Source organism: Shewanella sp. MF05913, from assembly GCF_059758095.1.
Genome location: NZ_JCAYNT010000010.1, coordinates 1 through 26,236 on the forward strand (window position 1 = coordinate 1; position 26,236 = coordinate 26,236).

Below are 26,236 nucleotides of genomic sequence, written 5' to 3' on the forward strand. Positions count from 1 at the left end.
GATATATCTAAACCAATTGTTGTAATCTTCATATTCGGACCCGCCCTTTGTTGATAAAGTGTACAAACTTATCATGGCTCACTATGAAGCCGATTAGAAGGGTGGGTCCATCTCATTATTCCGGCAATGCTTTTGAGCCGGAATCCAGGTGTTAGCCCTTACGTGTTAAATCTTAAATCTTAAAATCTAAGTCAAAAGAAACACCTGGATCCCCGATAAAAGCATTCGAGGATGACATGCGGTGAAGAAACACAATGATTGATCCCCGAAACACCGCCCACGACTCAGTCTTTCCGGCAATGCTTTTAAGCCGGAATCCAGGTGTTAGCTTTTACGTATTAAATCTTAAAATCTAAATCAACAGAAACACCTGGATCCCCGATAAAAGCATTCGAGGATGACGTGCAGTAGATTGACACCAAGATCCCGATTAAAGTATTCGAGGACGACGTGTGGTTTGAGCCCCCCCCTAGAACCAAGCACTTATTACCTACAACCTAGTAGCACTTAGCGGCGAAACCTAAGATCTCGTCTTTGTAAGCGAAGCGTTCCGAAACCGGTTATCGTGATAAGCATTTATCGCACTTTATCATCCTGCCGCTTTTACACTTTTTTACTTACTAATTTGCACCAAAGTAGTGCGATGACTATTCATTGTTGCACAATTAACCGTCTTTACACCCAATCACCACTTTTACCTTATCGGTTTTTACCTTTTTAATATTTCTTTTATATCAGTAGCTAACATTTAATTGAACCATTTAGGTGCAATGGTTTTACGCTTGGCACATATCCTGAATCCTTCACTGTAAAGGTAATGACAGACAATCAAAGTAAAGTGACGAGCGACAATAGATTAACGATAGTGAATAAATAGTGGATAAACAGCGATTAAAGCGCGTTAAATCGGTTAGTAATGGCTTTGAAGGCTATTGACGCTAGCTGCAAACGAATGAGCTTCTAAGCTTACTTTTTTAGCAACCTAACATCGCTAGCTAATGCTTTTATAGCTTTGTTCACTCAGCACTCAATGATGATAAAGGGACATGATATGACAACTAAACCACTCATTTTCACTGATATTGACGGAACATTACTCGACCACTTCGATTACAGTTTTAATCATGCCATTGAAGTGATTGAAGCGCTCAATGAGCGTCATATTCCTATTATTGCCAATACCAGTAAAACCTTTGCCGAAATGGAAAAGTTGCAACAAACCATTGGTATTAATTCACCGTTTATATCTGAAAATGGCGCGGTTATTTATATCCCCATTGGTTATTTCAATGAGCAACCTCAAGGCACACTTGAGCAAGGTTATTACTGGGTTAAAGAGTTTTGCCCACCTCGAGAGCATTGGCTGGAGCTATTAGCGCAGCAAGCAGTTGAATTTGAAGATGAGTATGTTGGTTTTTCATCATTTAGTGTTGAAGAGCTATGTGAAGTCACAGATTTAGCGCCCGATAAGGCGCGTCTAGCATTGGTTCGACACTATTCGGAGCCAGTGTTGTGGCAAGGCGATGAAACGCGTAAACAAGAATTTATTAAACACATGACATCTTTAGGTGCGCATATGCTCCAAGGTGGGCGCTTTTTACACGTGGGTGGAGCAAGCGATAAGGGCAAAGCCATGAACTGGCTTGCTCAAATATATGCCAAACAATACCAAAGCGAGGTAACCACAATCGCCTTAGGTGACAGTGGTAACGACAGTGCCATGTTAGAGGCCGCGGATATCGCGATTCAAATCAAATCACCAACACATGACTTCCCGGTATTAAGTAAAAAACACACCATAAAAAGCCAGGAATGCGGGCCCAAAGGTTGGGCTGAATGTATTACCGCAACCTTATTAACCCCGACACTGGCAACTCCCTCAACATCAATGTCTTTAGGAGGCGTTTAACATGGCCGATTTTTATCAAAATGGCATTGTTACCACAATGCACAACTTAACCCGCCGCACTCACGAAGAACTCGAACAAGACTTATTAAAATTTGCAAAAACGCGTCCATTAGGGCTTATTTTACCGTCATTATTTTCAGAGCTAGAAGGCGACGCCTTAAAAGGCATTGTGGCCAATCTTAAAGATGTACCTTACTTGTCAGAAATTGTGATTGGATTAGATCGTGCTGATGAAGCGCAATATAAACATGCGTTGAGTTTTTTTGGTGAATTACCGCAACATCACCGTATTTTATGGAATGACGGCCCGCGTTTACAAGCGCTAGACGCCAAATTACAAAAGCTTGGGCTAGCCCCAACCGAATTGGGTAAAGGCCGCAATGTATGGTATTGCATGGGTTATATTTTAGCGTCGGGTAAATCTGAATCTGTCGCCTTGCACGACTGTGATATTGTCACCTACGAAAAGTCATTATTAGCCAGGTTACTTTACCCGGTAGCCAATCCACAATTTAACTATGCATTTAGTAAAGGCTATTACGCCAGATTATCCGACGGCAAAATTAACGGTCGAGTCTCTCGTTTATTAGTCACTCCGCTTATTAAGGCACTTAAAAAAGTGGTCGGCTACAACGAATACCTGGAATATATGGACAGTTTTCGGTATCCACTCGCAGGAGAATTCTCTTTTAGACGCGATGTACTGACCGATTTACGCATCCCGAGTGATTGGGGCTTAGAAATAGGCGTGCTGTCTGAAATGCAGCGTAATTATGCCCAAAATCGTATTTGTCAGGTCGATATTGCCGACAATTATGATCACAAACATCAAGACTTATCACTCGACAACGAAGAGGCGGGTTTATCCAAAATGTCGATTGATATTACCAAAGCGTTTTTCCGTAAATTAGCAACCCAGGGTGAAACCTTCAGCACAGAATCATTTCGCACATTAAAAGCCACTTACTACCGTGTCGCCCTTGATTATGTTGAGACATATCATAATGATGCGTTAATGAACGGCTTAACCACAGATATTCATTTAGAAGAAAAAGCCGTTGAAATGTTTGCGCAAAATATTGTAACCGCAGGGCAACGCTTTTTAGATAATCCTATGGAAACCCCGTTTATGCCAACCTGGAGCAGAGTAGTGAGTGCCATGCCAGATGTACTTGAGCAACTTAAAGCCGCAGTTGAAGCAGATAATGCAGAGTTTAGCTAAGGAATTCTTATGTCAGTAATGGATGGACTACAGCAAAAACTGCAACATCAACTTGAGTGTATTTATAAAGACATTGATCTCGATATATCGATTGTCACCTTGGCACAAACACTCATAGAAATCATGCGTATCACCGAGTTTAGCCAGGTACCAGAACCTTTTGCCAATCACTGGTCTGAAAAAGATACCATCATGATCACTTACGGTGATAGTGTTTTACAGCAAGGTGAGCGGCCACTGACTACATTGTCACAATTTATCGACAGTTATGTTGGTTGTATCAATGGCGTGCATATTTTGCCATTCTTTCCCTACAGCTCAGACGATGGCTTTGCCGTTATTGACTACTCTAGTGTCAACGAGAGTTTAGGAGACTGGGCTGATATCAGTGCTATCGCAAGTAAACGTCGTTTAATGTCAGATTTAGTCATCAATCATTGCTCAAGTCGAAGCTTGTGGTTTGATAACTTCTGCAAAGGTGATGGACCAGGTCATGATTACTTTTTTACCGCGCAACCAAACGATAATTTATCTGATGTTGTTAGGCCGCGTACATCGGCACTGCTAAGACCTACAGAAACACCTAGCGGAACGCAATATGTGTGGTCTACCTTTAGCCACGACCAAGTCGATTTTGATTTTAGAAACCCAAAAGTATTAATCGAATTTGTGACGATTATTCGTCAATACCTGGATGCTGGTGTGAGTATCTTTAGGCTCGATGCGGTAGCATTTTTATGGAAAGTGGTAGGAACTAAATCGATCAATTTGCCGCAAACTCATGGGGTAATCCGTTTATTGCGCACCCTCATTGAACATGCACAAAACGATGCAATGATCATCACCGAAACCAATATCCCCAATACGCAAAATCTAACGTACTTTGGCAATGCCAACGAAGCCCACTGTATTTATAATTTTTCACTGCCTCCTTTGCTCATTAACACCTTAATCACTGGCAGTTGTTTATATTTAAAGCGTTGGTTAATGAGTATGCCGCCAGCACAAGATGGCACTACATATTTTAATTTTATCGCCTCGCATGACGGTATTGGTTTGCGTCCGGTTGAAGGCTTATTAGATGACGATGAAATTGAAACACTCGTCGATACCATGAAGCAATTTGGTGGCCAAATATCAGCACGAACCACCGAAACTGGCACCCAAAAACCGTATGAAATGAACATCGCACTTTACGATGCACTGCAAGGCACCACAAAAGGTAAAGATTTATGGGGTATGCAACGCTTTATGTGTGCTCATAGCATCATGCTGGCGCTAGAAGGCATACCTGGAATATACATACACAGCTTACTGGGGACGCGTAATGATTATGAAAAGCTCGCCAATACCTCGCACAACCGAGCCATCAACCGTCATCGTTGGGAGCTAGACAATTTAAAGCAACAGTTAAGTGATGCGCAAAGTACTCACAGCCAGGTACTGTCTGCGATGACAAGGCTTATTAATATACGCACACAACAAATTGCATTTCACCCCAATGCCACGCAATTTACCTTACACCTCGGCCTGCAACTGTTTGGCTTTTGGCGTCAAAGCCGCAACCGTAAACAAAGTATTTTTTGCATCAGTAACGTGTCAGACCAAGTAACCGACTTGCCCATTAATGAGCTCAATCTAGTGATTTCAGAATATTGGATTGATTTACTCAGCGGGATCCAAATCGAAGACATCACCAAAACAATACAACTGCAACCATATCAAACCGTATGGATCAGTAATAAAGGATAGTCAAAAAAAGGGGCTAGGACCTAGGACGCTTCGCTGCTAGGGCGTGACTTCGTCACTGTTAGGACGCTTCGCTGCTAGGGCGTGACTTCGTCACTGTTAGGACGCTTCGCTGCTAGGGCGTGACTTCGTCACTGTTAGGACGCTACGCTGCTAGATTACGTCGTTCCGGTAATGCTGTTGAGCCGGAACCCAGGTGTTTGCTTTATTTCAGGGGCTAGGGCGCTACGCTGCTAGGTGCTAGGGCGTGACTTCGTCACTTCGAGGACGCTTCGCTTCTAGAAAGACGAAGTCCGTTCTCAGGCGAGCCTGCGAGTTCCTAGAACCTAGAACCTCTGGCGAGCCTGCGAGTTCCTAGGACATTTATAAATTCTAGTTAACTTGACAACATCTTTGTGCTCTATAAGCTTATATGCATTAACATATTGTTTTGGAGTCTGTAATGAAAAAACTGTTTATCGCCGCCGCGGTATTAGCGTTAAGCGCTTGTAGCACCTTAAAATCAAGTTCAGACTTTGACCCATCGGTAAACTTTAGCCAATACCAGTCTTACGCCTGGGTAGAAAAAAACAATACCGAAACTGAATACCATTTAGATGGCCTCATGGACCAACGCGTCCGAGCGGCAATTGAAACTCAATTAAGCCAAAAAGGCATCAGTAAAGTCGATAAACCTAACGCTGACTTATTAGTTAATTACATTACAAAAGTCGATAAAAAAATCAACGTAGACACCTTTAATAGCCATTTCGGATACAACCCATACTATGGTCCGCGCTGGGGACTCGCCGGTTCAATGCAAACAGAAACGATAGTGCGTGAATACGAAGTCGGTACATTAATGGTTGATTTAGTCGACAATAAAACCGGCAAGCTTATATGGCGCGGCACGATTGCTGACACGGTTAGAGAGCAAAGTACTCCACAAGAGCGAGTAGAAACAATTAATCAGGCTATCGGTTCTGTCATGATGAATTACCCACCTAAACCAGGCCAATAAGCGCTCGTTTTTTAATAGACATAATGGTTATGCTTACTCTAAACCTCGATATTCAATCGAGGTTTATTTTTTATCTTACTAAAAACAGATAAATTATAGTTAACCGTCACTCATACCATAAACCCATAATGTATTTATCTGTAGAGGCAAATCAATATGTTAGATTCAGGTAAACCCATTCTTCCACTTTTATTGGTTGGTTATGTGCTAGAAGTGGCGTATTTATAGGCATTTAGAGCCTAAATGGTTTCAAAAGAATCACTAAGTTTGTTATTATTGACTGCTGTGAATGGGACGTCACTTACTCAGACAGATGAGTAAATTAAACAAGCGAGTAACAATGAAATCTTGGTATCTACTGTATTGCAAATCACGTGAAGAATTACGTGCACAGCAAAATTTGGCTTTGCAAGAAGTCGAAAGCTATTTACCTATGATTAGCCAACAAAAAAAGGTTCGTAATAAAACCCAAATGGTTACGGCACCTCTTTTCCCAAGTTATCTGTTTATCTATTTCGATCCAGAAGTCACTAGCGTAAGCAAAATCCACAATACACGTGGTGCTAATCGCATAGTCGGCTGTCGAGAAGACATGACCCCTATTGACGACCGAATTATTTCATCGCTGAAAAGGCGCGTTCAAGGGCATGTCCCAGAAGTTGAAAAACCGATAACCAAAGGCGATAAAGTCACATTTGTAGACGGTCCCTTTAAAGACCTTGAGGCCATATTCGACGAAAACAACCCAGATAAACGCTGCCATGTATTGTTTACCATTATGGGGCAGCAAAAACGGATTTTAGTCGAATTGAGTAATCTTAAGTCTGTAAGCTTGAATGAGAAATCATAGCAAAAAGGGACCTTGAGCAGAGATACACTCTTACCTTTGTAGGATATTGCCCATAGTAGTTAAGCCTTTTTGTTGAGGGTATTAGGTTTAAGGCAATAAATTGGCTAAAGAATATCCATTAGCACAATTTAATAGCGTTTAAAGCAGTTTGTTAACAAGCGAGTGCTTTTACTAAAGCATTTCAACGTGTTTTTGAGTATAATCTCGCGCTAGATTATTATGCTGTGATTCATTTATAAGCATAAGTACAGTATAAGTACGACAAAAAAAGTTAAAAATTCGCATTGCGAAGGGCAAGTTGGAAGCCGTAATCCATGGGCGGTAGCGTGTCCGAAGGACATCGAATGAAAAGTTTCATTCGTTAAGCAGACGCCGAAGGCCTCTGGCCGCCACGCGGGTCGGTAGCGTGTCTGAAATAGGTCGCTACGCTGCTAGGTCGCTACGCTGCTAGGTCGCTACGCTGCTAGGTCGCTACGCTGCTAGGTCGCTACGCTGCTAGGTCGCTACGCTGCTAGGTCGCTACGCTGCTAGGTCGCTACGCTGCTAGAACCTAGACCCTAGACCCTAAAATCTAGAACCTAGAAGGACGTAGTCCGCTCTCTGGCGAGCTTGCGAGCTCCTAGAATCTAAGATTGGCGAGCTTGCGAGTTCCTAGACCCTATTACCCATTACCTAATTTAAAATAATATTGGAGATACCTGGTGTTGCATAAAACCAAAAACATGTTAATTGCTGGCTTGTCAGCCATTATTATTTTCAGTACACAAGTACAGGCTGTGACGCCATCCCCACAAATGATTGAGCAATTTAAACAACTGCCAAAATCAGAGCAAGAGCGCATAGCAAAACAATATGGTATCGACCCATCAATGCTGTCAGCATCAAGTGCAACAACAACGGTATCAAATCCCCAAGTTGTAGAACCTCGCGGCGCCAATAATAATGTACTAGATCAGTCAGACGATGAAGCATTAACCCAAAAAACCAAAACCGAAGCGACTGCTGATGCAATAGATAACAAAAAAGAGCAGCAACTAAAGCCATTTGGTTATGATCTCTTTGCCGGTTCTCCTACAACGTTTGCACCAGTTTCAGATGTTCCAGTACCTGCTGAATATATGGTTGGCCCTGGCGATACCATTAATGTTCAACTCTATGGTAAAGAAAACAATAATTACCAATTAATGGTTGGTCGTGATGGTGCAGTACAGTTTCCTGATTTAGGCCCTATATCATTAGTTGGCTTATCTTTTTCAGAAGTGAGAACCTTACTTCAAGATAAAATCGCTCAAAGTATGATTGGCATTAACTCAAGCATTACAATGGGTGAATTGCGCTCAATTCGTATTTTTGTTGCTGGCGATGCATACCAGCCAGGGTCTTATACTGTTTCTAGTTTATCTACGATTACCCAAGCATTGTTTATCTCTGGCGGTATTAACCAAATCGGTTCATTACGTAATATTCAATTAAAGCGCTCAGGTAAAACCGTCGGGTCATTAGATCTTTATGACTTATTAATGCGCGGCGATGCTTCAGGTGATAAACGATTACAATCAGGTGACGTAGTATTTATTCCTTCTGCGGGTGGTACAGTGAGTGTAATGGGCGAAGTTCGTCGTCCTGCCATCTATGAGCTTAAACACAGCGAAACAATGGCAGATGTCATCAAAATGGCCAGTGGTTTAAACCCTGGTGCATTCCCGAAAGCTAGTGTGGTTGAACGTTTTAGTGACAAAGCAGTTAAAACGGTAATTAACGTCGATTTAACCGCTAATAGCGGTTTATCAACCCAAGTTAAAAACGGCGATGTGTTAAACGTTAAATCAGCATCTAACCGCATCGACAATGCCATTACTATCGCAGGCGCGGTCATTCGTCCAGGTAAATATCAATGGGTTAACCAAATTAAAGTGGCAGATTTACTGCCATCAATTTGGGGTAACTTAACGATTACGGCAGATTTAGATTATGCATTACTGGTCCGTGAAGTTAATCAACGTGGTGATATTGAAGTGCAACATATTGCACTAGGCCGCGCAATTGCCGAACCGTTTTCTGAGTTCAACGTGGTATTACAACCGCGTGATACCATTTTAGTGTTCGATTATGAAGACCGCGAACAACTTCTTGAACCAGTTATCAGTCAACTTAAAAAGCAAAGTCGTTTTGGCGATGCAGCTAAGTTAGTGAGTATTAATGGTAATGTTCGTTTCCCTGGCCAATATCCACTTACGACAAATGCAGATGTAAAAGAGTTATTAATTGCGGCTGGTGGCCTTGAAGAAGGTTCATACACCATGTCTGCCGAATTAACCCGTCAGGTTATTTCACAAATAGATGGTGTAACAATCGAGCATCAACAATTAAACCTTAGTGAATTAATGCATGATTCATCAGCAAATATCGCATTACAAAGCAGAGATATTCTAACGGTTAGAATGCTCCCAGATTGGCAAGAAACCCGTTGGGTAACCATCAAAGGTGAGGTTAAGTTCCCGGGTACTTACTCTATACAACGTGGTGAAACGCTTAAAGATGTGATTGCACGCGCCGGCAGTTATACCGAAGATGCATCATTAAAAAGTGCCGTATTTTTACGCCAATCTGTTAAAGATAAAGAGCGTTTAGAACTCGCTAAACTATCAGATGAGTTGCGCCGCGAAATAGCCGCTAAAGCATTAACCAAAGACACCCCAACAGTTGGCTATGCCGATGCGCAACTAATGCTTAAAGAGCTTGAAAACGTGCAAGTAGCAGGGCGTTTAATCGTTGATTTAAATGCTATAGCACTAGACATAGACGAAGCGAATCTTGATTTAGAAGACGGTGATGCATTATACGTCCCACCTAAAAATCAAACCGTATCAGTCATGGGCCAAGTACAGCACCCTAGTACCCACAGATTTAAAGACGGTATCACATTCGACCAATATCTAGACTTGTCTGGCGGTTCACGTAAACGTGCTGATGATGATCGTATTTACATCATTAAAGCCGACGGTTCTGTTGCCATGCCAAACGAATCAACCTGGTTTACCAGCAGCAGTAAAATGGAACCAGGCGACACCATCATTGTACCGTTAGATACAGAATACAAAGACAGCCTAACCCTATGGGGCCAAGTCACCACCATTCTCTATAATAGCGCCATCGCAGTAGCCGCAGTAGCAACGTTGTAAGAAGGCGCTAGTAGCTCGCAGGCTCGCCTGAGGGTCTAGGTTCTAGGAACTCGCAGGCTCGCCAGAGGGCGGACTGCGTCCTGCTAGGCCGTGACTTCGTCACTGCTAGGTCGCTATGCTACTAGGTCTGTTCGCTCCCAAGATTTTATAGCAGGCCGTAGGCCGCTCTAGCAGCGAAGCGTCCTCGATTCTAGTACCTAGTCTTCGACCGCTCTAGCAGCGAAGCGTCCTCGATTCTAGTACCTAGTCTTCGACCGCTCTAGCAGCGAAGCGCTCTAGACTCTAGAACCTCGACATTCGTCACTGCTAGGTCGCTACGCTTCTAAGATTTTATAGCAGGCCGTAGGCCGCTCTAGCAGCGAAGCGTCCTAGACTCTAGATACTAGAAACAAGACACTCAATTTCAGAAGGAACTGATATGCGTTTCGAACAACTGGATGTATGGAAAAGAGCTTCTAGATTGTCTTGTGATATTTATAAGTTGACTGAGTCTGTGAGTAACTGGGGTTTCAAAGATCAAATTACACGTTCAGGATTATCTGTTCCTTCAAACATAGCTGAGGGAGAAGAGCGTGAAACCCTAAAAGAAAAGATAAGATTTCTATACTACGCAAAAGGGTCTCTAGGTGAGCTTGTTACTCAGCTATATATCGGAGCCGAAATCGAATATCTTGATAAAAAAATTGCTATGTCGATGGTAAAAGAAGCTAAAGAGTTAGCCAAAATATTAGGTACTCTTATTAAACAAAAACAAGCAAAGATAAAAGAAGATAGCCCCGATTACACAATAGAGTAATCTAACGAAGCACTGATGCTTTTTGCTTTTATAGCAGCGTAGCGCTCTAGCCGCGAAGCGTCCTAGAATCTAGGCTGTTGCTTGTGTTTTTGACTCTATAGCAGCGTAGCGCTCTAGCCGCGAAGCGTCCTAGAATCTAAGCTGTTGCTTGTGCTTTTGACTCTATAGCAGCGTAGCGTTCTAGCCGCGAAGCGTCCTAGAATCTAGGCTGTTGCTTGTGTTTTTGACTCTATAGCAGCGTAGCGCTCTAGCCGCGAAGCGTCCTAGAATCTAGGCTTTGCTTTTGACACAACCAGCAACAAACTCAACACTTAGCAGATATCTGCTGGTATCTTTTGACTTTATAGCAGCGTAGCGCTCTAGCCGCGAAGCGTCCTAGAATCTAGCAACTGCTTCCCAGACAAAATAGAATTATGAATAACCAAAATAAACAATTAAACCCAGATGCACAATTTCAACCCTATGCGACCCAACCAATGGGAAGCGTTGAGAACGACGAAATCGACCTTCGTGAGTTGTTTTCTGTAATCTGGCAAGGCAAGTGGCTAATTATTGCTATCACTGCTGTGTTTGCTGTTGGTGCAGTTGTTTTTGCGATTAACCAACCAAACATATACAAGTCTGAAGCATTATTATCTCCAGCAGACTCAGAGCAAGGCGGTGGTGGCTTAGCAGCACTTGCGGGCCAGTTTGGTGGTTTGGCAAGTATGGCGGGAATTAATTTAGGCGGCGGTGGCGTTGATAAAACTCAAATGGCCATCGAAGTCATGAAATCACGCCAATTTGCCAGTGCGTTTATCCAAAATCATGACATTTTGCCTGATTTAATGGCTGCAGAAAAATGGAACATGGCAGACAATACATTATCGTACGATGTAGATTTGTATGATGCCGCTCAAAAAAATTGGGTACGAGAAGTCGATCCACCTTTTAAGCCAGAACCATCTATGCAAGAAGCCTTTAAAGAGTTCTCTAAAATTATTGCAGTTAACTCTGCAAAAGAAACCGGCATGGTTACTGTATCTGTAGAGCATTTATCTCCATCAGTTGCTCAGCAATGGGTTAACTGGTTAGTGCAAGACATTAACAATGTTATGAAAGAGCGTGATGTTGCAGAAGCGATTAAAAGTACTGCATTTCTAGAATCCAAAATTCAACAAACCAATGTAGCCGACATTCGTTCAATTTTATATAAACTCATTGAAGAACAAGCAAAAACAATCATGTTTGCAGAAGTGCGCGATGAGTATGTATTTAAAACAATAGATCCCGCATTAGTACCAGAAGAAAAGTCTAAACCCAAACGTGCGCTAATATGCGTGTTAGGCACCATGCTTGGTGGAATGCTCGGTGTAATGTTGGTATTAATTAGATATTTTGTTAGAAAAGAAGATTAATAGAATCTAGCAGGACGCAGTCCGCCCTCCGCCCTTTGGCGAGTTCCTAGAACCTAGTCTCTATGCAGGTTCGTGAAGTTTGACCTGTCTCAAAATGGATGGCAAGTGTCTCAGGGTGATTTATAAGGCTGAGATAGATAAATGAAAATTTCATAAAGCAAAGCTCAAATACAATGCTGAAATATTTTACTAATAGTGAGAGGTTTAAGTGTATAGACATATAGCGAAGTCATTTTTATCTCTTGGAATGATAAAGGTTTTGCTCATAGTTGTACCATTTGTTATTTATCCTTATTTAATACGAGTTTATGGACTTGAAGCTTATGGTCAATATATATACTGCGTTGCGATTTTAATTTTTGCACAGGTAATAATTAATTATGGATTTGACCTTTCTGCAACAAAAAATATTGCTGAAAATATTGGTGATACTAAGCATATATCGAAAATTTTTTTTAATGTCTTATATGCAAAACTGTTCATTACTGTTTTAGTTAGTATATTTTTCTTTGTGCCAGTCATTACTTGGGGTTTAAATATTCCATTGATGTTATATACTTTTTGCTTCTTTAATGTTTTGATTGATTCATATTTCCCGTTCTATTATTTTACTGGAATTGAAAAGCAATCTTTATCACTCAAGATTCAAGTGCTATCAAAATTTTTACTTATGTTTTTGGTTTTCATTTTGATAGATAGTAAATCAAGTATATATATGTTACCTATTCTAATGAGTGTTACATCTCTTATTGCGTTATTTGCGTCTTTTTATGTTTTAAGTTTTACTGGTGTTAGGCATGAAAAGTTAGATTTAAAGTTTGTAATTTATTTGTTGTCTGATGGCTTTATTTGTTTTTTGTCAAGGTTGACAAGTATTTTGAACTCTAGGTTAGGATTATTATTTCTTGGTGCAAATGTTACTAGCGTTACGTTATCAAAATTTGATTTAGCTCAAAAACTAATTGATCTTGCAAGAGTTCCTATTGATATTATTAATCAAGTAATATACCCAAGAGTGATAATGTCAAATGATTTAAAACTTATATATATTAGTCTGTTTGTATTTGTGTCATACGGATTTTTATTCGTAACTACGATGTATGCTTTTGGTGATTATATAGTGACTATTTTTGGCGGAACTGAAATGTTAGAGTCATCTTTATACTTAAAAAAATTATCTTGGCTAGTGCCTATAAGCGCTGCAAGTTGGGTTCTAGGTAATAATATTCTTGTTGCATTTAACTATCCTAGGTATTTTTTATTTAGCGTGATATCGTCAACGCTGTTTTTTATTATTTATTGTGTCACTTTTAATTATATGGGCTTGTTAAACGCAGGTAGTGTCATTAATGGGATGCTATCATCGTCTTTAATTTTATTTGTTTTAAGAGCTGTTTGTTCATATTTTGTTGTTAAAAGTAAGATGAAGTGTATTTGAATTGTGAGGTTTGCATGAATTTAATAGAGTTAAATGGAGTTCAATATTATACGCGAGAGGGATTGGAGCTTCATAAAGAACAGATGTTGAATCTATTGAAGGTGTTTTCTGATATTTGCAAAAAAAATAATATTAGTTACTGGCTTGATGGTGGTTCTTTATTAGGATTGGTTAGGCATGAAGGCCTAATACCTTGGGATGATGATATTGACATATGCATTCCTTTTAATGATTTTGTCAAATTAAAAAAAATATTAATTGAATTTACTAAGGATGATAATCCATACATTTTATATTATGCAAGCCACGATGTTGAAAGTTGGTGTGATTACTTTGCTACAACTGATAATGTGTATGAATCTAAGTCTGGTTTCATTAAACCAGTGAAAATTGATTTGCTTCCGGTTAAAAATATAGAAAAACAATATCTAATCGAAGATGAAAGGATAGTGGATTTATGTTCAACCGTAGTCAAGGGGCATGGGTTTTCATCTCGGAAAGTTAAATATTCAACTTTAAGATCAGCAATGAAAATTAAAGAATCGATCTTGTCTGGATATAGAGCATACATGTCAGAAAATTCAGATTTCAGTATTTCTGGTGGCTACATCGTAAAAGGGCATGGTCAGTTTTCTCCGATTAAAAAAGTCAACTATGAAGTTGTTTACCCATTGGTAAAAAGGTTCTTTTGCGGTATTGAAGTCTTAGTTCCAAACAAAATAGATTTATACCTTAAATCTAGTTATGGCAACTCATATATGGAATTGCCTAGAGTATCAAAGAGAATGCCAACAGCGGCTAAAACTTATGCTTCTACCTTGGTTAAAGGCAATGTTTTAGAAAAAATAAAAATTGGTGCAGAGTTAGATAACCTCGAATTTTACGTGTCTAGAAAATTCTGGGGACAAGCCTATAAGTTTTATTTTCTGACAAAGATCCATGGTTTTAAAACCGCATTTAAACACATTTACAAATATTTTACTAAGTAGTTATGGAGATAAATTTTGAAAAAAATAGGTTACACAACTGGTGTCTTTGATATGTTTCATGTTGGGCATTTAAATATTTTAAGAAGAGCTAAACTTGAGTGTGATTATTTAATTGTTGGTGTTACAAGTGATGAATTATCCGAGTCAGCAAAAAACAAGAGGCCTATAATCCCTTTTTTAGAGCGTATAGAAATAGTAGAGTCGATAAAATTTGTTGATGAAGTAGTACCACAAACCAATTATGATAAATTTGAGGCCCATCGGAATTTAGGCTTTGATGTGATGTTTGTTGGTAATGATTGGGAAGGTAGTGATAAATGGAATGAAATTGAAGAACAGTTTAAAAAGGTAAATGTCGAGATTAATTATTTTCCATATACAAATCATACATCAAGTACTATATTAAGGCGAAAACTTGAAGAGTAATGTTGTTATCTACTCGATTTTTAGTTTAAATCTTTGCCGGTTTATTCTTGACTCTTCTACACAAAAAAACAGTACCACAATGAACTTTGTTATAAATCGATGATCAGATCTGGTAACTGAATCAATATATAGATCAGGGCAAGATCACGAAGCTTTACCTTGACTTAAGTTTGTGATCTTATACTTCTTTTTAGTAAGAAGTGAGTTAACCCATGCCGCAACTACTGCTATTCAAGTACTTTTCGAACATTGATGACCCTCGTCAACAAGGTAAAGTTGTCCATAAACTCTTTGATATTCTATTTCTTACCATCAGCGCAGTGATTGCTGGCTGCCAAGGGTGGGAAGAAATTGAGGATTTTGGACACGACCGTCTCGATTGGTTACGCAAATTTGTCTCTTTTGAAAATGGTATTCCTAAAAAAGAAGCGAATTATCTGCTGGCACTTAAAGGCAATCAGCCTATGTTGTTTTCCCAGGTAGAGAAATTACTAGGACCAGAAATCAGCCGCCAATGTCAGGATGAAACGCTATTTCAGGAAGCGGATTACCTACGAAATAGAGAAGAGTACCGGTGCTGTATTGTTACCAATGACATGAGTCAAATACCCGCAGTGGCAGATTTGCCAATGTTAACGACAATTGGGGTGATCATTTCTTATCGAAAAGAAAAAGGCAAAGTATCCAAAGAGTTAAATTTTAGATACTACATCAGTTCAGCCACGCTAACGGCAGAAGAGTTGGCAGCAAGTGCCCGAGAGCATTGGAGTATTGAAAGTGTGCCGCAGGCACAAAGGTTAGTCGCATAAGGATAGGTTACTAATCTTGAGCATAAGCTCATGAAGAGATGGTGGTAGGTCCACCGAAGTCTGCTGTCGGAAGCTGGATTCAAACCACTTCAAGTGGCTGTTATTAAGAGTGATGGTCATAAGCGTTGAAGTATAGCGCGAACTTAAGTTCGGCAGGTATGGTACAAAGAGATGAGTTATAGCGAACCCATGTTGACGCGTCGTAATCCAGAGACTGACATCAAAACCGAGGGCGTTTCTGTCTCTCGAGATAATTTTACAGGTACACTCCGAATGCTGTGTAAGCGGTGTCCGGCGTATAGTGGGCATGACGTTGTATCGGGCTCTTTGTTGGAACTGCGGGAACCAGTCATCACAATGCTAAGGAAGAAGTACAAGTAACTGAATTTATGAGTATGAGAGTACCGATGTGTGATACTGCGACGGAGCAACTCGTAGTAGTGTTGAAGTGTTTGTAATCAATATGGAGTGAAGGGGTTGCGTCAAGCTGCTTGTATGTTTAGCTTAACTACCAGATGGTAGGAGGAAGCTATAGATGGAAGCAAAACAATTTATCATTTCAAAATGGGCAGTGAAGCACGCCTACGAGTTAGTGAAAGCTAATAAAGGCAGTGCAGGAGTTGATAATCAATCTATTGAAGATTTTGAAAGAGATCTAAAAGGTAATCTTTACAAGATTTGGAATCGATTATCTTCAGGCACCTATTTTCCACCTCCAGTTAAAGCGGTAAGTATACCGAAGAAAAGTGGAGGTGAACGGATTTTAGATATACCCACAGTAAGTGATCGGATTGCAAAAATGGTTGTAAGGCTAGAATTTGAGCCTGAGGTTGAACGGATATTTCTACCAGACTCGTACGGATATAGACCTAATAAATCTGCACTTGATGCCATAGGCATCACTCGCAAGCGGTGTTGGCACTATAACTGGGTACTTGAGTTTGATATTAAAGGACTGTTTGATAACATTCGGCATGATTTGCTACTTAAAGCGGTATATAAGCACACCCAGCTTGCTTGGGTAAAGTTGTATATAGAGCGCTGGCTTGTAGCGCCTATGCAAATGAAAGATGGTGAACTTAAAGCTAGGTCGATGGGGGACACTGCAAGGTGGCGTCATCAGCCCTGTATTAGCTAACCTATTTCTACATTATGTTTTCGATAAATGGCTACAAAAGCATTTCCCCAAAACATTATGGTGTCGTTATGCTGATGATGGACTGGTTCATTGCAATACTGAAGCCGAAGCTAAGCAGATGCTCGAAGTGCTGAAAGTTTGTTCTGAGGGTTGTGGACTTGAGCTCCATCCAACAAAAACCAAAATAGTGTATTGTAAAAATGGGAGTAAAAAGGTGATTCGGAGCATACCAGTTTCGATTTTCTTGGCTATACCTTTATGCGCAGAGTTTACAAAAACTGGAAGCGAAACAGCCTATTTTTAAGCTTTTCGCCGGCGGTGAGCAAGTCAGCATTAAAATCAATGAGATTAAAAATCAGAAAGTTACGAGTGCGGATGAAAACAGATCTTAGCATAGCACAAATGGCTAAGTGGTTGAACCCGATGATAAATGGGTGGATCAACTACTATGGTCGATACTATCGCTCAGCACTGTACGGCATGTGCAGACACGTAAACAAAGCTCTGGTTCGTTGGGTAAGGCGAAAGTTTAAGCCATTACGACGTCACAAAACACAAGCCATGAAATTCTTGGAAAGGATTTCAGAGCAGAATCCCCGTTTGTTTGCTCATTGGAAGCAAGGAATTTTAGGTGCGTTTGCTTGATGGGAGCGGTATGAATTGAGAGGTTCACGTACCGTTCTGCGAGAGGCTGCGGGGGAAGTTCCTGCGGTCTACTAACCATGGATTGCACTGGAAACTTGATGTTGGAATGAAAGAAGATGATTGTCGTATCCGACGTAATGGCGCGCCGGAAATCATGGCAGGTGTTAGGCATGTTGCCATGAATCGTCTTCGGTCAGAAACGATCTTTAAGAAAGGAGTAAGAGCAAAAAAAATCAAAGCCAATCGCAACACCGATAACCTTGAAAGGGTTATTTTTGGCAAGTGAATTTTCATGCTCTTACCCTAGGGCAGGGTGAGATCGCGAACGTTTTATGAACAAATTAAGTGTATGTATCCAACTACATTTGTTCAGAATGTTATCACCTCAAAAATGATTGGAAGTGATTCTATACTAAAAATATTCATTGTGAGCAAAAAATGCACACTCATGCGGTTGCCCTGTACCCTAGGGTTGTTTACAGTATCTGTAATTCTGTAATTCTGTAATTCTGTAATTCAGAAATTTAGAAACTAATAACTTTGCTTTTAGGGAACTGACAATTAGGTAGTTGCTACTTTATAAAGTAATTAAGAGTAAGTCTTGAGAGGGAATTCTTAACTTAGAACCCCTTTTAGAAAAATAGGTCTGTATGTTGTACTGAATAAGAAGTCCATATAGAAATAACGTAACAACAGTACTGATGTCTAAATTAAATTTTTATATACTGTATTTTAATTAGTACTTTAATGTTGGTTTTTTGTGTTTATTAGTGCTTTTTAGGAGTATAATGAAAGGGTTAAGTATAATAGTTCCTGTGTATAATGTTGAGAGCTATCTAAAAGATTGTATAGATTCAATATGTTGTCAATTAGATGAAGGTACTGAGTTAATTCTAGTCAATGATGGTTCAACTGATGGTAGTAGATCTATTTTAGAATCTTACTCTAATTTTCAGAATGTGGTTATAGTTGATAAAGTTAATGGTGGACTTTCCGATGCTAGAAACTTAGGCTTAACTTATGCCAACTATGAATATGTTGCGTTTGTTGATTCTGATGATTTATTGACGGAAGGTGCAATAAACAAAGTATTAAAAGCTATTGACTTAAATGTTGACTTAATTTCTTTTAATGTATTTAGGTTTAGTTCAGATTCCGAAAGCGGTCGTGTAATTGATTGTTCTTTCGACACAATCTTTAATTCATTTAAAAAACCGTTTTATGCATGCAATAAGATTTTTAGGCGAAGCTACTTTGAATTAGTTCAATTTCCCAAGGGGGAGAAGTTTGAAGATATTTCTACCATTCCTATTTTATTAGCGATGTCAAAGACTTTTTATCACATACCTGAAGCACTTTATGGTTATAGAGTAAGGGAAGGAGCAATTACAACATCCACACCGGATATAGAAATTCATATATTGTCATCATTGTTACTATTAAAATTTCATGCTAAAAGAGCTAAACTATATGGTGATTTTATAGTCTGTTGTATGATTAAAGAAAGTTTCGGCATTTTGTTGAATCTTTGTAGAACTAAAAGCTTTGAAAAGATGAAAGTTAATTATAATAAGATAAATGAAACTTTAAATCATGAGGTTGTTGGTGACGTAATTGGTCATGAATTAGAAAAACAAGATTTAAAAAGTAAGATCGCATGGTTTGTCGTTGTTAATTCAAAGATGTTTTTTGTTGTTGCCTTGGTTAGTTTTTTTATGAGGTTTTCTTCAGTCATTAGAAATCTACTCTTTAAGAAGTAGTGGGTATTAATATGGTCAGATTGTTACTTCTATGTTTACTTTTATCTTTTGTATTTAGTTTTAATTTTCTGCCCTTTGATGTTAAATATCTAGTTTTACTTGGTTTACTCTTTTTGTTTTATATTTTGTTCTTTTATACAATTAACAGATTAAAGAAGAATGATTTAATTACAATATTTTTTTCTCTTCTCTTTTTTACTTGTCAGCTTTATAGTTTTAAAAATAGAATTTTTTTCGGAATATCTACTGAAATTGATAGTAGCTTGGTCTCATCAATTTTATTTTTTATAGGCATGATGTCATTTCCAATAACTTCACTTTTCCTTAGGTCTTTTGTGAATAACAAAAGAAAAATCAATATATTTATTAAAAACTTAATTTATGTTTTTAATGCATATTTTGTAGTGGAACTGTTGTCACGCATAATGAACTTTGATCTATCTGAGCATTCTTTTTATATTTTTAAAAGAAGTTTACTTTATTTGGATTCAAATTTCGTAGCACTAATTTTGATTTCTTATTTAGTATTTCTTTTATTTTTAAAAAATGTTCTTTTATATAATGTTAAGTATTCAATTTGGTTGATAATTATTCTGATCTTATTTACTTTTTCGCGCAGTGCTTGGGTTGCACTTTTCTACATAGCTGTTTTTTTAAGATTCGATGGTACAAGGGTGCTAAAGTTACGTTTCTGTATACCTATATTATCTCTGCTTTTAATTTTTTCATTTGTTTGGATTAGTTTTTTAGCAAATCCAGATACGATTTCATTTTTTGATCAAAGTATGACCGCAAGGCTTTATTTTATTGAGAGAGCTGTAGATAACCTTTCTAAGTATTCAACAGAAGGTTTTTTGTTTGGTTTGGGGTTAGCCTCTAGTACAATTATTTTTAATAAATATTTTCACAGCTTGATTGCTATATCGATATTTGAAATGGGACTATTAGGTAGTATATTTTTTTATGGTATGTCGTTCTATATAATTCGTTTGGAACGCAATTTTATTTTTGTTTTATTCACTGTGATTTTTATCATGGGGGTATCTTTGTTTAGTACTAATATTTCATTTTTGTTCTTTTTTGCTGCAGTAATAGTCCACCTTAATAAAACCAAAGGTTTGGTGTTAAATGAAAGATAGTTTAGTTTCAGTAATTATGCCTTGTTTTAATTCGGAATCTACAATATCCGATTCAATATTAAGCCTTATAAATCAAACGTATGAATATTGGGAGTTGATAGTTGTTGATGATTGTTCTACTGATAATACAAGTAAAAAAGTTCATGAAATAAATGATGACAGAATTACTTTACTTTCAACTCCTAAAAACTCTGGCTCACCTTCTTCACCAAGAAATGTAGGCCTTAATCATGCGAAAGGTGAATTTATAGCATTCTTAGACTCTGATGATTTATGGCATCCAACAAAAATGGAAAAACAGTTAAAATTTATGAAGTCATTAAATCTTAACTTTACATGCACTGCTTACAATATAATAGATGAAACTGGTAATTATCTATTGTCTTATGACCCACCAGGCATAGTAGACTATAATCAACTTTTAAAAAATAACTCAGTTGGTTGTCTTACGGCAATGATTCGGCGTACTATTTTATTAAATTATCAATTTCCAAATTGTGGTCATGAAGATTTTGCATTGTGGTTGAAAATTCTTAGAGATGATTTTTTTATTGTCGCTCACCCAGAAAAGCTCGCTAGTTACAGGTTGGTCCCAAACTCTGTTTCTTCAAATAAAATTAAATTAATTAAGTTTTATCTAAATATTTATAGAAATCAGGAAGGGTTTAACTTACTTAAATCTCTCTGGTGTTGTTTTACTTACCTTATCAATGTTGTATGGTATAAATATAAATGAAGATTTTATTGACGGGTTCCAGTGGTTTTATAGGTCGAACGTTGTCTTCTTATTTGTCCAATAAGGGAGTTAGTGTAAGATGTGTAGTTAGAGACAAAACGAAAATTTCAGATGATGATGTTATAGTTAAAAATTTAACGAAAGATACTGATTGGTTATCCGAATTAGAAAGTGTCGATACTGTTATTCATCTAGCAGGTCTAGCTCATCTTAATAATTATACTTTGAGTGATTATCAAAGTGTAAATGTTGATTCTACAATTAACCTAGCTAACCAAGCTGTTACTGCAGGTGTTAAGCGCTTTGTTTTTATTAGCTCTATTGGTGTTAATGGTGCTTTAACTGTTGACTCACCTTTTCAGAGCTATTCTAAACCTTCTCCTCAATCATTTTATGCTAGTTCAAAATATGAGGCTGAATTAGGTTTAAAAAAAATTGCAAAGGAAACAGATCTTGAAATTGTAATTGTCCGGCCGACATTAGTTTATGGTGCTAATGCACCAGGAAATTTTGGCTCACTAACTAAACTTGTTGATAAATTACCATTTCTTCCTTTTGGCTTAACAGAAAATAAGCGAGATTTTATTGCTGTCCAGAATTTAGCGGATTTGCTAATAACATGTGCCAGTGAGCCCAAAGCAGCAGGACATACATTTCTCGCTTCTGATGGTGAAACTGTTTCTATTAAAGAGTTCACTAATGCGATAGCTAAAGGCCTAAATAAAAAGTTAATTCAGCTACCTGTACCTGTTAGTCTTATGCGGCTTGTTGCTCAATTAGTTGGCAAATCTGCAATGGCGGAACAGCTATTAGGTAACTTACAAGTTGATTCATCTAATGCTCAAGAAGTCTTAGGGTGGATCCCTCCTTATACAATGGAGCAGGCAATGGCTTCACTTTCTGAGAATAAAAAATGATCCGTCTTATCGATTTTTTAGCAGCTTTCTTTGGTTTGTTGTTACTTTGGCCTGTATTACTTATCGTTACTATAATCGGTATGTTTGATACTGGTTCTCCAATTTTTGTCCAAACTCGAGTTGGTAAAAATAAGAAAGCTTTTAAGCTTATTAAGTTTCGTACTATGTCTGTTGAGACAAAATCAGTGGCTAGTCACTTAGCTAATAATGCATCGATAACAAAATTAGGTAGTTTCCTGCGCAAGACTAAAATTGATGAATTACCACAACTAATTAATGTGGTTAAAGGTGAAATGAGTCTAGTTGGTCCCCGTCCTAATTTATTTAACCAAGAAGAACTGATTAAAGAGCGTGATGCATTAAGTGTTTACGATGTTCTGCCAGGTGTAACAGGTTTGGCTCAAGTACAAAATATTGATATGTCTACGCCAGCCTTATTAGCAAAAACTGACAAACAGATGATTGATACGATTAATATCAAAAACTATTTCAAGTATATCTTGATGACGGTGACCGGTAGCGGTAGTGGTGATGCAGTAAAATAGGTTTATCAATTGGTGAACAGTTGCTAAGCGATCGATCTTCTCTCGTTGTTAAAAATCTCGATGTCTCAATTCAAAATCGATGCACCAAAAAACGTCTCAGTTGCTTTTTATTATTTTAAAAAGCTGTTAAGTGTACTTTGTGAGCATCGCTCCGCTGCTAGCTCAGTCCTATCATTAATTTTACGATGTATTGCATATCGGTGAAAGTAACTTGTGCTAGACTACCCCACCTCATTTCTTTGTAGACCTATCGTATTGTAACATGTCATACAGTATGAATTTTTATTTGGAGCGAAAAATGGAATTTTTCCAAATCTTGTTTGGTATGAAACGAGCTCATAAGCGTCTCGTGAGTCTATCAGTTGATGCTGTATTTCTCTGTTTAGCATTTTGGGCTGCATTACTTGTTCGTATCGATGACTTTGTCGTGTTAGCGAATACTCACTATTGGTTGCTTTTGCTTATTGTGGTGCCAGTAAGCTTAGTTGCGTTTGCCAAGTTAGGCCTATATCGCGCGGTATTACGTTATATGGGATCGCAGGCCTTAACTGCAATTGCTGTAGGGGTATTTCTATCTACTGTCTTATTAGTTCTTTTCGCTTTTTATCTTGACGCTCAACTGCCACGAACTGTACCGATTATCTATGCTGCGTTTTCACTCGTGCTTATTGGCGGTTCTAGGGCGATTGTTCGTTCAATGGTCGGCTCTGGAATGAAGCGTATTGGTGAGCCTGTCATTATTTATGGTGCTGGTGTAAGCGGTAGGCAGTTATTAACATCACTTGTGCAAAGTCATGAATATCATCCGTTTGCTTTTGTCGATGATGACATATCATTGCAAGGTAATGTTATTCAAGGTGTGCATGTGCATTCTCCTTCGATAATAAAAAAATTAATTAAACAAAAATCGGTCAATAAAGTCTTATTGGCTATGCCTAGTGCTACTCGAGCAAAAAGGCAAGAAATTTTAGCAAGGTTAGAGCCTTTAGCAGTTCAAGTTCTTACTATCCCGGCCATGTCTGACCTTGTTAATGGTACTAAGCTTTATAGTGACATTAAGGAAGTCGAAATTGATGACTTACTGGGTCGTGACGCAGTAAACCCTCGTGAAGATTTATTGTCTTCAAATATTAAAGATAAAGTGGTCATGGTCACCGGCGCCGGTGGATCGATTGGATCTGAGTTGTGCAGGCAGATTTTAAAGCAGTCACCTAAGAAATTGGTTCTGTTTGAACTCTCTGAATTTGCTTTGTATGCTATTGACCGTGAGTTAAATGCCATTGCAAAAGAACTCGGTTTAAACGTTAGAATTTTGCCTATGATGGGCTCTGTACAGCGTGAAAATCGAGTACAAGCCGTTATGGAGTCTTTTGGAGTACAAACGGTTTACCATGCTGCAGCATACAAACATGTGCCTTTGGTTGAGCATAATGTCGTAGAAGGTGTGCGTAACAATGTTTTTGGTACCCTTTATACTGCACGTGCAGCCATAGCGGCAAAAGTGGAAACCTTTGTGTTGGTGTCCACCGATAAAGCGGTGCGCCCAACCAACGTCATGGGCACCACCAAACGTATGGCTGAATTAGTATTACAGGCATTATCTCGCGAACAAAATAACACCCGCTTTTGTATGGTGCGTTTTGGAAATGTGCTTGGTTCATCTGGCTCTGTTGTGCCGTTATTTAGAACTCAAATCGCTAATGGCGGCCCTGTTACTGTCACTCACCCAGAAATCACCCGTTTCTTCATGACTATTCCCGAGGCTTCACAACTTGTTATTCAAGCCGGTGCAATGGGTAAAGGCGGTGATGTATTTGTACTCGATATGGGTAAGTCGGTAAAAATTGTCGATTTAGCTAAAAAAATGATCCGTTTAAGTGGATTTGAAGTCCGTAGTGAAAAACATCCAGAGGGTGATATTGCTATTGAATTTAGCGGATTGCGCCCAGGTGAAAAACTTTATGAAGAATTGCTTATTGGCGATGATGTAACCGGTACTGACCATGAACGCATCATGACTGCAAATGAATTGTTTTTATCCTGGTCTGAATACTCATTAATTTTAGACCGCTTAGATCAAGCTTGCCATGCATTTAACCATGAAGCGATTCGTGATATTTTGCTTAAAACGCCTACCGGTTTTGCACCGACTGATGGAATTTGTGATTTAGTCTATCAGCAAAAAGCTAAAAACACTGATGCAGCTAAAAAAGTGATTAATTTAGTCTCTTAACTCTCGTTATGTTTGTTATTTAACTTAGCACTTAGCACTTAGCACTTTACATTTGCCTTTTACGTTAGTTATTTACCTTAGCTATTTACATTTGTTTATTAGATTTTTGCGAACTCATTTTAGATAGAGCGAATATAAGATTAGGCTCATTTTTACAAGGATTTTAAATGAAAGTAGTTATTCCTGTTGCGGGACTTGGTACCCGTATGTTGCCAGCGACTAAGGCCATTCCTAAAGAAATGTTGCCATTAGTGGACAAGCCTCTTATTCAATACATTGTTAATGAATGCGTTGCTGCCGGTGTCAAAGAGATTGTGTTGGTGACACATGCCAGTAAAAACGCAATTGAAAACCACTTTGATAAGTCATACGAGCTTGAATCTACCCTTGAGAAGCGTGTAAAACGCCAATTACTTGAAGAGGTTCAAGCTATTTGTCCTAAAGATGTGACTATTATGCATGTGCGTCAGGCTGAAGCGAAAGGTTTAGGTCACGCAGTATTATGTGCTTATCCTTGTATTGGCAACAATCCTTTTGCGGTTGTGTTACCAGACGTGATTTTAGATGCGTACACAGCGGATCAAAAAACTGAAAACCTTGCCGCTATGATAACTCGCTATAAAGCTACCTTGGCTAGCCAAATTATGGTTGCACCAGTACCTGACGATGAAGTGAATAAGTACGGTATTGCTGACTGTAATGGAGCTGAAATTGCGCCTGGTGAATCTGCTCAAATTAACGCCATGGTGGAAAAACCTGAATTGGGCGAAGCCCCTTCGAATTTAGCGGTCGTGGGCCGTTATGTCTTATCAGAAAAAATCTGGAAGTTATTGGCTAAAACACCTGCAGGAGCCGGTGATGAGATTCAGCTAACAGATGCCATTGATATGCTCATTGAGCAAGACACTGTTGAAGCGTTTAACATGACCGGCAAGTCACACGATTGTGGTGACAAACTTGGTTACATGGCTGCTTTTGTTGAATATGGTATACGCGACCCTAAATTGGGTGAAGCATTTAAAGCACGATTAGCGAAGATTCTTTAACATTGATTTTTTGCAGCAAATTTAAAAACCAACTCTTGTCAGTTGGTTTTTTGCTTTGAGCGTGAGCGAAAAGCCTAGGGCGCTTCGCTGCTAGGGCGTGACTTCGTCACTGCTAGGTTCTAGGGCGACCTTCGGTCTGCTAGGGTGACCTTCGGTCTTCGAGGACGCTTCGCTGCTAGGTCGCCCTTCGGTCTGCTAGGACGCTACACTGCTCGATTACGTCATTCCGGTGATGTTTTTAAAGCCGGAATCTAGGTGTTAGCACTTAATTGTTTAACAGAAGGGCGCTTCGCTGCTAGGTACTAGGGCG

General features: G+C 38.9%; 23 protein-coding genes and 1 pseudogene. All 24 read left to right on the plus strand.

Annotated elements, in window-relative coordinates; genetic code table 11:
• Positions 1-1,051 precede the first annotated feature (1,051 nt).
• The 24 genes and pseudogenes from AC19MV_RS12760 (at position 1,052) to galU (ending at position 25,926) form a co-directional block, all read left to right on the plus strand.
• The gene (locus tag AC19MV_RS12760) at positions 1,052-1,909 is read left to right on the plus strand and encodes an HAD-IIB family hydrolase (protein WP_498308006.1); all 858 of its coding nucleotides are present in this window, start codon (positions 1,052-1,054) and stop codon (positions 1,907-1,909) included.
• 1 nt (position 1,910) lies between these two features.
• Complete coding sequence (locus AC19MV_RS12765; RefSeq protein ID WP_498308008.1) at positions 1,911-3,131, plus strand: glycosyltransferase family protein; 1,221 nt, start codon at positions 1,911-1,913, stop codon at positions 3,129-3,131.
• A gap of 9 nt (positions 3,132-3,140) precedes the next feature.
• Positions 3,141-4,883: a sugar phosphorylase gene (locus tag AC19MV_RS12770; RefSeq protein ID WP_498308010.1), complete on the plus strand. Its 1,743-nt coding sequence runs from the start codon at positions 3,141-3,143 to the stop codon at positions 4,881-4,883.
• Positions 4,884-5,322: 439 nt separating this feature from the next.
• Positions 5,323-5,880 (plus strand): DUF4136 domain-containing protein, encoded by a 558-nt coding sequence (locus AC19MV_RS12775; RefSeq protein ID WP_432399241.1) that lies wholly within the window; start codon positions 5,323-5,325, stop codon positions 5,878-5,880.
• A 340-nt stretch (positions 5,881-6,220) separates the two neighbouring features.
• On the plus strand, positions 6,221-6,730 hold the full coding sequence (gene rfaH / locus AC19MV_RS12780; RefSeq protein WP_498308012.1) for a transcription/translation regulatory transformer protein RfaH: 510 nt from the start codon (positions 6,221-6,223) through the stop codon (positions 6,728-6,730).
• Between the two features lie 722 nt (positions 6,731-7,452).
• On the plus strand, positions 7,453-9,912 hold the full coding sequence (locus tag AC19MV_RS12785; protein ID WP_498308164.1) for an SLBB domain-containing protein: 2,460 nt from the start codon (positions 7,453-7,455) through the stop codon (positions 9,910-9,912).
• 418 nt (positions 9,913-10,330) lie between these two features.
• Positions 10,331-10,708, plus strand: a complete 378-nt coding sequence (locus tag AC19MV_RS12790) for a four helix bundle protein (protein ID WP_498298860.1) — start codon at positions 10,331-10,333, stop codon at positions 10,706-10,708.
• A gap of 413 nt (positions 10,709-11,121) precedes the next feature.
• Positions 11,122-12,105 (plus strand): Wzz/FepE/Etk N-terminal domain-containing protein, encoded by a 984-nt coding sequence (locus AC19MV_RS12795; protein ID WP_498308014.1) that lies wholly within the window; start codon positions 11,122-11,124, stop codon positions 12,103-12,105.
• Between the two features lie 208 nt (positions 12,106-12,313).
• Positions 12,314-13,543, plus strand: a complete 1,230-nt coding sequence (locus AC19MV_RS12800) for an oligosaccharide flippase family protein (RefSeq protein ID WP_498308016.1) — start codon at positions 12,314-12,316, stop codon at positions 13,541-13,543.
• A gap of 14 nt (positions 13,544-13,557) precedes the next feature.
• Complete coding sequence (locus AC19MV_RS12805) at positions 13,558-14,532, plus strand: LicD family protein (RefSeq protein ID WP_498308017.1); 975 nt, start codon at positions 13,558-13,560, stop codon at positions 14,530-14,532.
• Positions 14,533-14,547: 15 nt separating this feature from the next.
• The gene (locus tag AC19MV_RS12810) at positions 14,548-14,958 is read left to right on the plus strand and encodes an FAD synthase family protein (protein WP_498308019.1); all 411 of its coding nucleotides are present in this window, start codon (positions 14,548-14,550) and stop codon (positions 14,956-14,958) included.
• 212 nt (positions 14,959-15,170) lie between these two features.
• Positions 15,171-15,377 (plus strand): annotated as a pseudogene (locus tag AC19MV_RS12815) (transposase family protein); the annotation flags it as partial.
• Positions 15,372-15,767, plus strand: coding sequence for an ISAs1 family transposase (locus AC19MV_RS12820; protein WP_498308166.1), 396 nt, complete (start codon positions 15,372-15,374; stop codon positions 15,765-15,767). The pseudogene AC19MV_RS12815 and the gene AC19MV_RS12820, both read left to right, overlap by 6 nt.
• A 535-nt stretch (positions 15,768-16,302) precedes the next feature.
• Positions 16,303-16,905 (plus strand): reverse transcriptase domain-containing protein, encoded by a 603-nt coding sequence (locus AC19MV_RS12825; protein ID WP_498308020.1) that lies wholly within the window; start codon positions 16,303-16,305, stop codon positions 16,903-16,905.
• Positions 16,838-17,209: a reverse transcriptase domain-containing protein gene (locus AC19MV_RS12830; protein ID WP_498308022.1), complete on the plus strand. Its 372-nt coding sequence runs from the start codon at positions 16,838-16,840 to the stop codon at positions 17,207-17,209. Before AC19MV_RS12825 ends, AC19MV_RS12830 begins: the two co-directional genes overlap by 68 nt.
• 38 nt (positions 17,210-17,247) lie before the next feature.
• Positions 17,248-17,550: a group II intron maturase-specific domain-containing protein gene (locus AC19MV_RS12835; protein WP_498308168.1), complete on the plus strand. Its 303-nt coding sequence runs from the start codon at positions 17,248-17,250 to the stop codon at positions 17,548-17,550.
• 106 nt (positions 17,551-17,656) lie between these two features.
• Positions 17,657-17,836: a hypothetical protein gene (locus tag AC19MV_RS12840; protein WP_498308023.1), complete on the plus strand. Its 180-nt coding sequence runs from the start codon at positions 17,657-17,659 to the stop codon at positions 17,834-17,836.
• A gap of 502 nt (positions 17,837-18,338) precedes the next feature.
• Entirely contained in the window at positions 18,339-19,310 is a 972-nt protein-coding gene (locus AC19MV_RS12845) for a glycosyltransferase family 2 protein (RefSeq protein ID WP_498308025.1), read from the plus strand.
• A gap of 335 nt (positions 19,311-19,645) precedes the next feature.
• Positions 19,646-20,449: a hypothetical protein gene (locus tag AC19MV_RS12850; protein ID WP_498308026.1), complete on the plus strand. Its 804-nt coding sequence runs from the start codon at positions 19,646-19,648 to the stop codon at positions 20,447-20,449.
• Positions 20,439-21,185, plus strand: a complete 747-nt coding sequence (locus tag AC19MV_RS12855; RefSeq protein WP_498308028.1) for a glycosyltransferase family 2 protein — start codon at positions 20,439-20,441, stop codon at positions 21,183-21,185. Before AC19MV_RS12850 ends, AC19MV_RS12855 begins: the two co-directional genes overlap by 11 nt.
• Positions 21,182-22,102, plus strand: coding sequence for an NAD-dependent epimerase/dehydratase family protein (locus AC19MV_RS12860; protein WP_498308030.1), 921 nt, complete (start codon positions 21,182-21,184; stop codon positions 22,100-22,102). The genes AC19MV_RS12855 and AC19MV_RS12860 overlap by 4 nt, the downstream gene beginning before the upstream one ends.
• Positions 22,099-22,647 (plus strand): sugar transferase, encoded by a 549-nt coding sequence (locus AC19MV_RS12865; RefSeq protein WP_498308031.1) that lies wholly within the window; start codon positions 22,099-22,101, stop codon positions 22,645-22,647. The genes AC19MV_RS12860 and AC19MV_RS12865 overlap by 4 nt, the downstream gene beginning before the upstream one ends.
• A 298-nt stretch (positions 22,648-22,945) precedes the next feature.
• Positions 22,946-24,880 (plus strand): polysaccharide biosynthesis protein, encoded by a 1,935-nt coding sequence (locus tag AC19MV_RS12870; RefSeq protein WP_498308033.1) that lies wholly within the window; start codon positions 22,946-22,948, stop codon positions 24,878-24,880.
• Between the two features lie 167 nt (positions 24,881-25,047).
• Positions 25,048-25,926 carry a UTP--glucose-1-phosphate uridylyltransferase GalU gene (gene galU, locus AC19MV_RS12875; protein WP_498308035.1) on the plus strand — a complete coding sequence of 293 codons (879 nt, stop codon included), beginning with the start codon at positions 25,048-25,050 and terminating at the stop codon, positions 25,924-25,926.
• Positions 25,927-26,236: the final 310 nt, after the last annotated feature.

Bases quoted from the DNA above. Each gene is read 5' to 3' on its own strand.
- AC19MV_RS12775 (WP_432399241.1), top strand. From the start codon at position 5,323: ATGAAAAAACTGTTTATCGCCGCCGCGGTATTAGCGTTAAGCGCTTGT.
- AC19MV_RS12785 (WP_498308164.1), top strand. From the start codon at position 7,453: ATGTTAATTGCTGGCTTGTCAGCCATTATTATTTTCAGTACACAAGTA.
- AC19MV_RS12770 (WP_498308010.1), top strand. From the start codon at position 3,141: ATGTCAGTAATGGATGGACTACAGCAAAAACTGCAACATCAACTTGAG.
- AC19MV_RS12765 (WP_498308008.1), top strand. From the start codon at position 1,911: ATGGCCGATTTTTATCAAAATGGCATTGTTACCACAATGCACAACTTA.
- AC19MV_RS12830 (WP_498308022.1), top strand. From the start codon at position 16,838: ATGGTGAACTTAAAGCTAGGTCGATGGGGGACACTGCAAGGTGGCGTC.
- AC19MV_RS12860 (WP_498308030.1), top strand. From the start codon at position 21,182: ATGAAGATTTTATTGACGGGTTCCAGTGGTTTTATAGGTCGAACGTTG.
- AC19MV_RS12835 (WP_498308168.1), top strand. From the start codon at position 17,248: ATGAGATTAAAAATCAGAAAGTTACGAGTGCGGATGAAAACAGATCTT.
- AC19MV_RS12840 (WP_498308023.1), top strand. From the start codon at position 17,657: ATGAAAGAAGATGATTGTCGTATCCGACGTAATGGCGCGCCGGAAATC.
- AC19MV_RS12825 (WP_498308020.1), top strand. From the start codon at position 16,303: ATGGAAGCAAAACAATTTATCATTTCAAAATGGGCAGTGAAGCACGCC.
- AC19MV_RS12805 (WP_498308017.1), top strand. From the start codon at position 13,558: ATGAATTTAATAGAGTTAAATGGAGTTCAATATTATACGCGAGAGGGA.
- rfaH (WP_498308012.1), top strand. From the start codon at position 6,221: ATGAAATCTTGGTATCTACTGTATTGCAAATCACGTGAAGAATTACGT.
- AC19MV_RS12870 (WP_498308033.1), top strand. From the start codon at position 22,946: ATGGAATTTTTCCAAATCTTGTTTGGTATGAAACGAGCTCATAAGCGT.
- galU (WP_498308035.1), top strand. From the start codon at position 25,048: ATGAAAGTAGTTATTCCTGTTGCGGGACTTGGTACCCGTATGTTGCCA.
- AC19MV_RS12795 (WP_498308014.1), top strand. From the start codon at position 11,122: ATGAATAACCAAAATAAACAATTAAACCCAGATGCACAATTTCAACCC.
- AC19MV_RS12865 (WP_498308031.1), top strand. From the start codon at position 22,099: ATGATCCGTCTTATCGATTTTTTAGCAGCTTTCTTTGGTTTGTTGTTA.
- AC19MV_RS12760 (WP_498308006.1), top strand. From the start codon at position 1,052: ATGACAACTAAACCACTCATTTTCACTGATATTGACGGAACATTACTC.
- AC19MV_RS12855 (WP_498308028.1), top strand. From the start codon at position 20,439: ATGAAAGATAGTTTAGTTTCAGTAATTATGCCTTGTTTTAATTCGGAA.
- AC19MV_RS12790 (WP_498298860.1), top strand. From the start codon at position 10,331: ATGCGTTTCGAACAACTGGATGTATGGAAAAGAGCTTCTAGATTGTCT.
- AC19MV_RS12845 (WP_498308025.1), top strand. From the start codon at position 18,339: ATGAAAGGGTTAAGTATAATAGTTCCTGTGTATAATGTTGAGAGCTAT.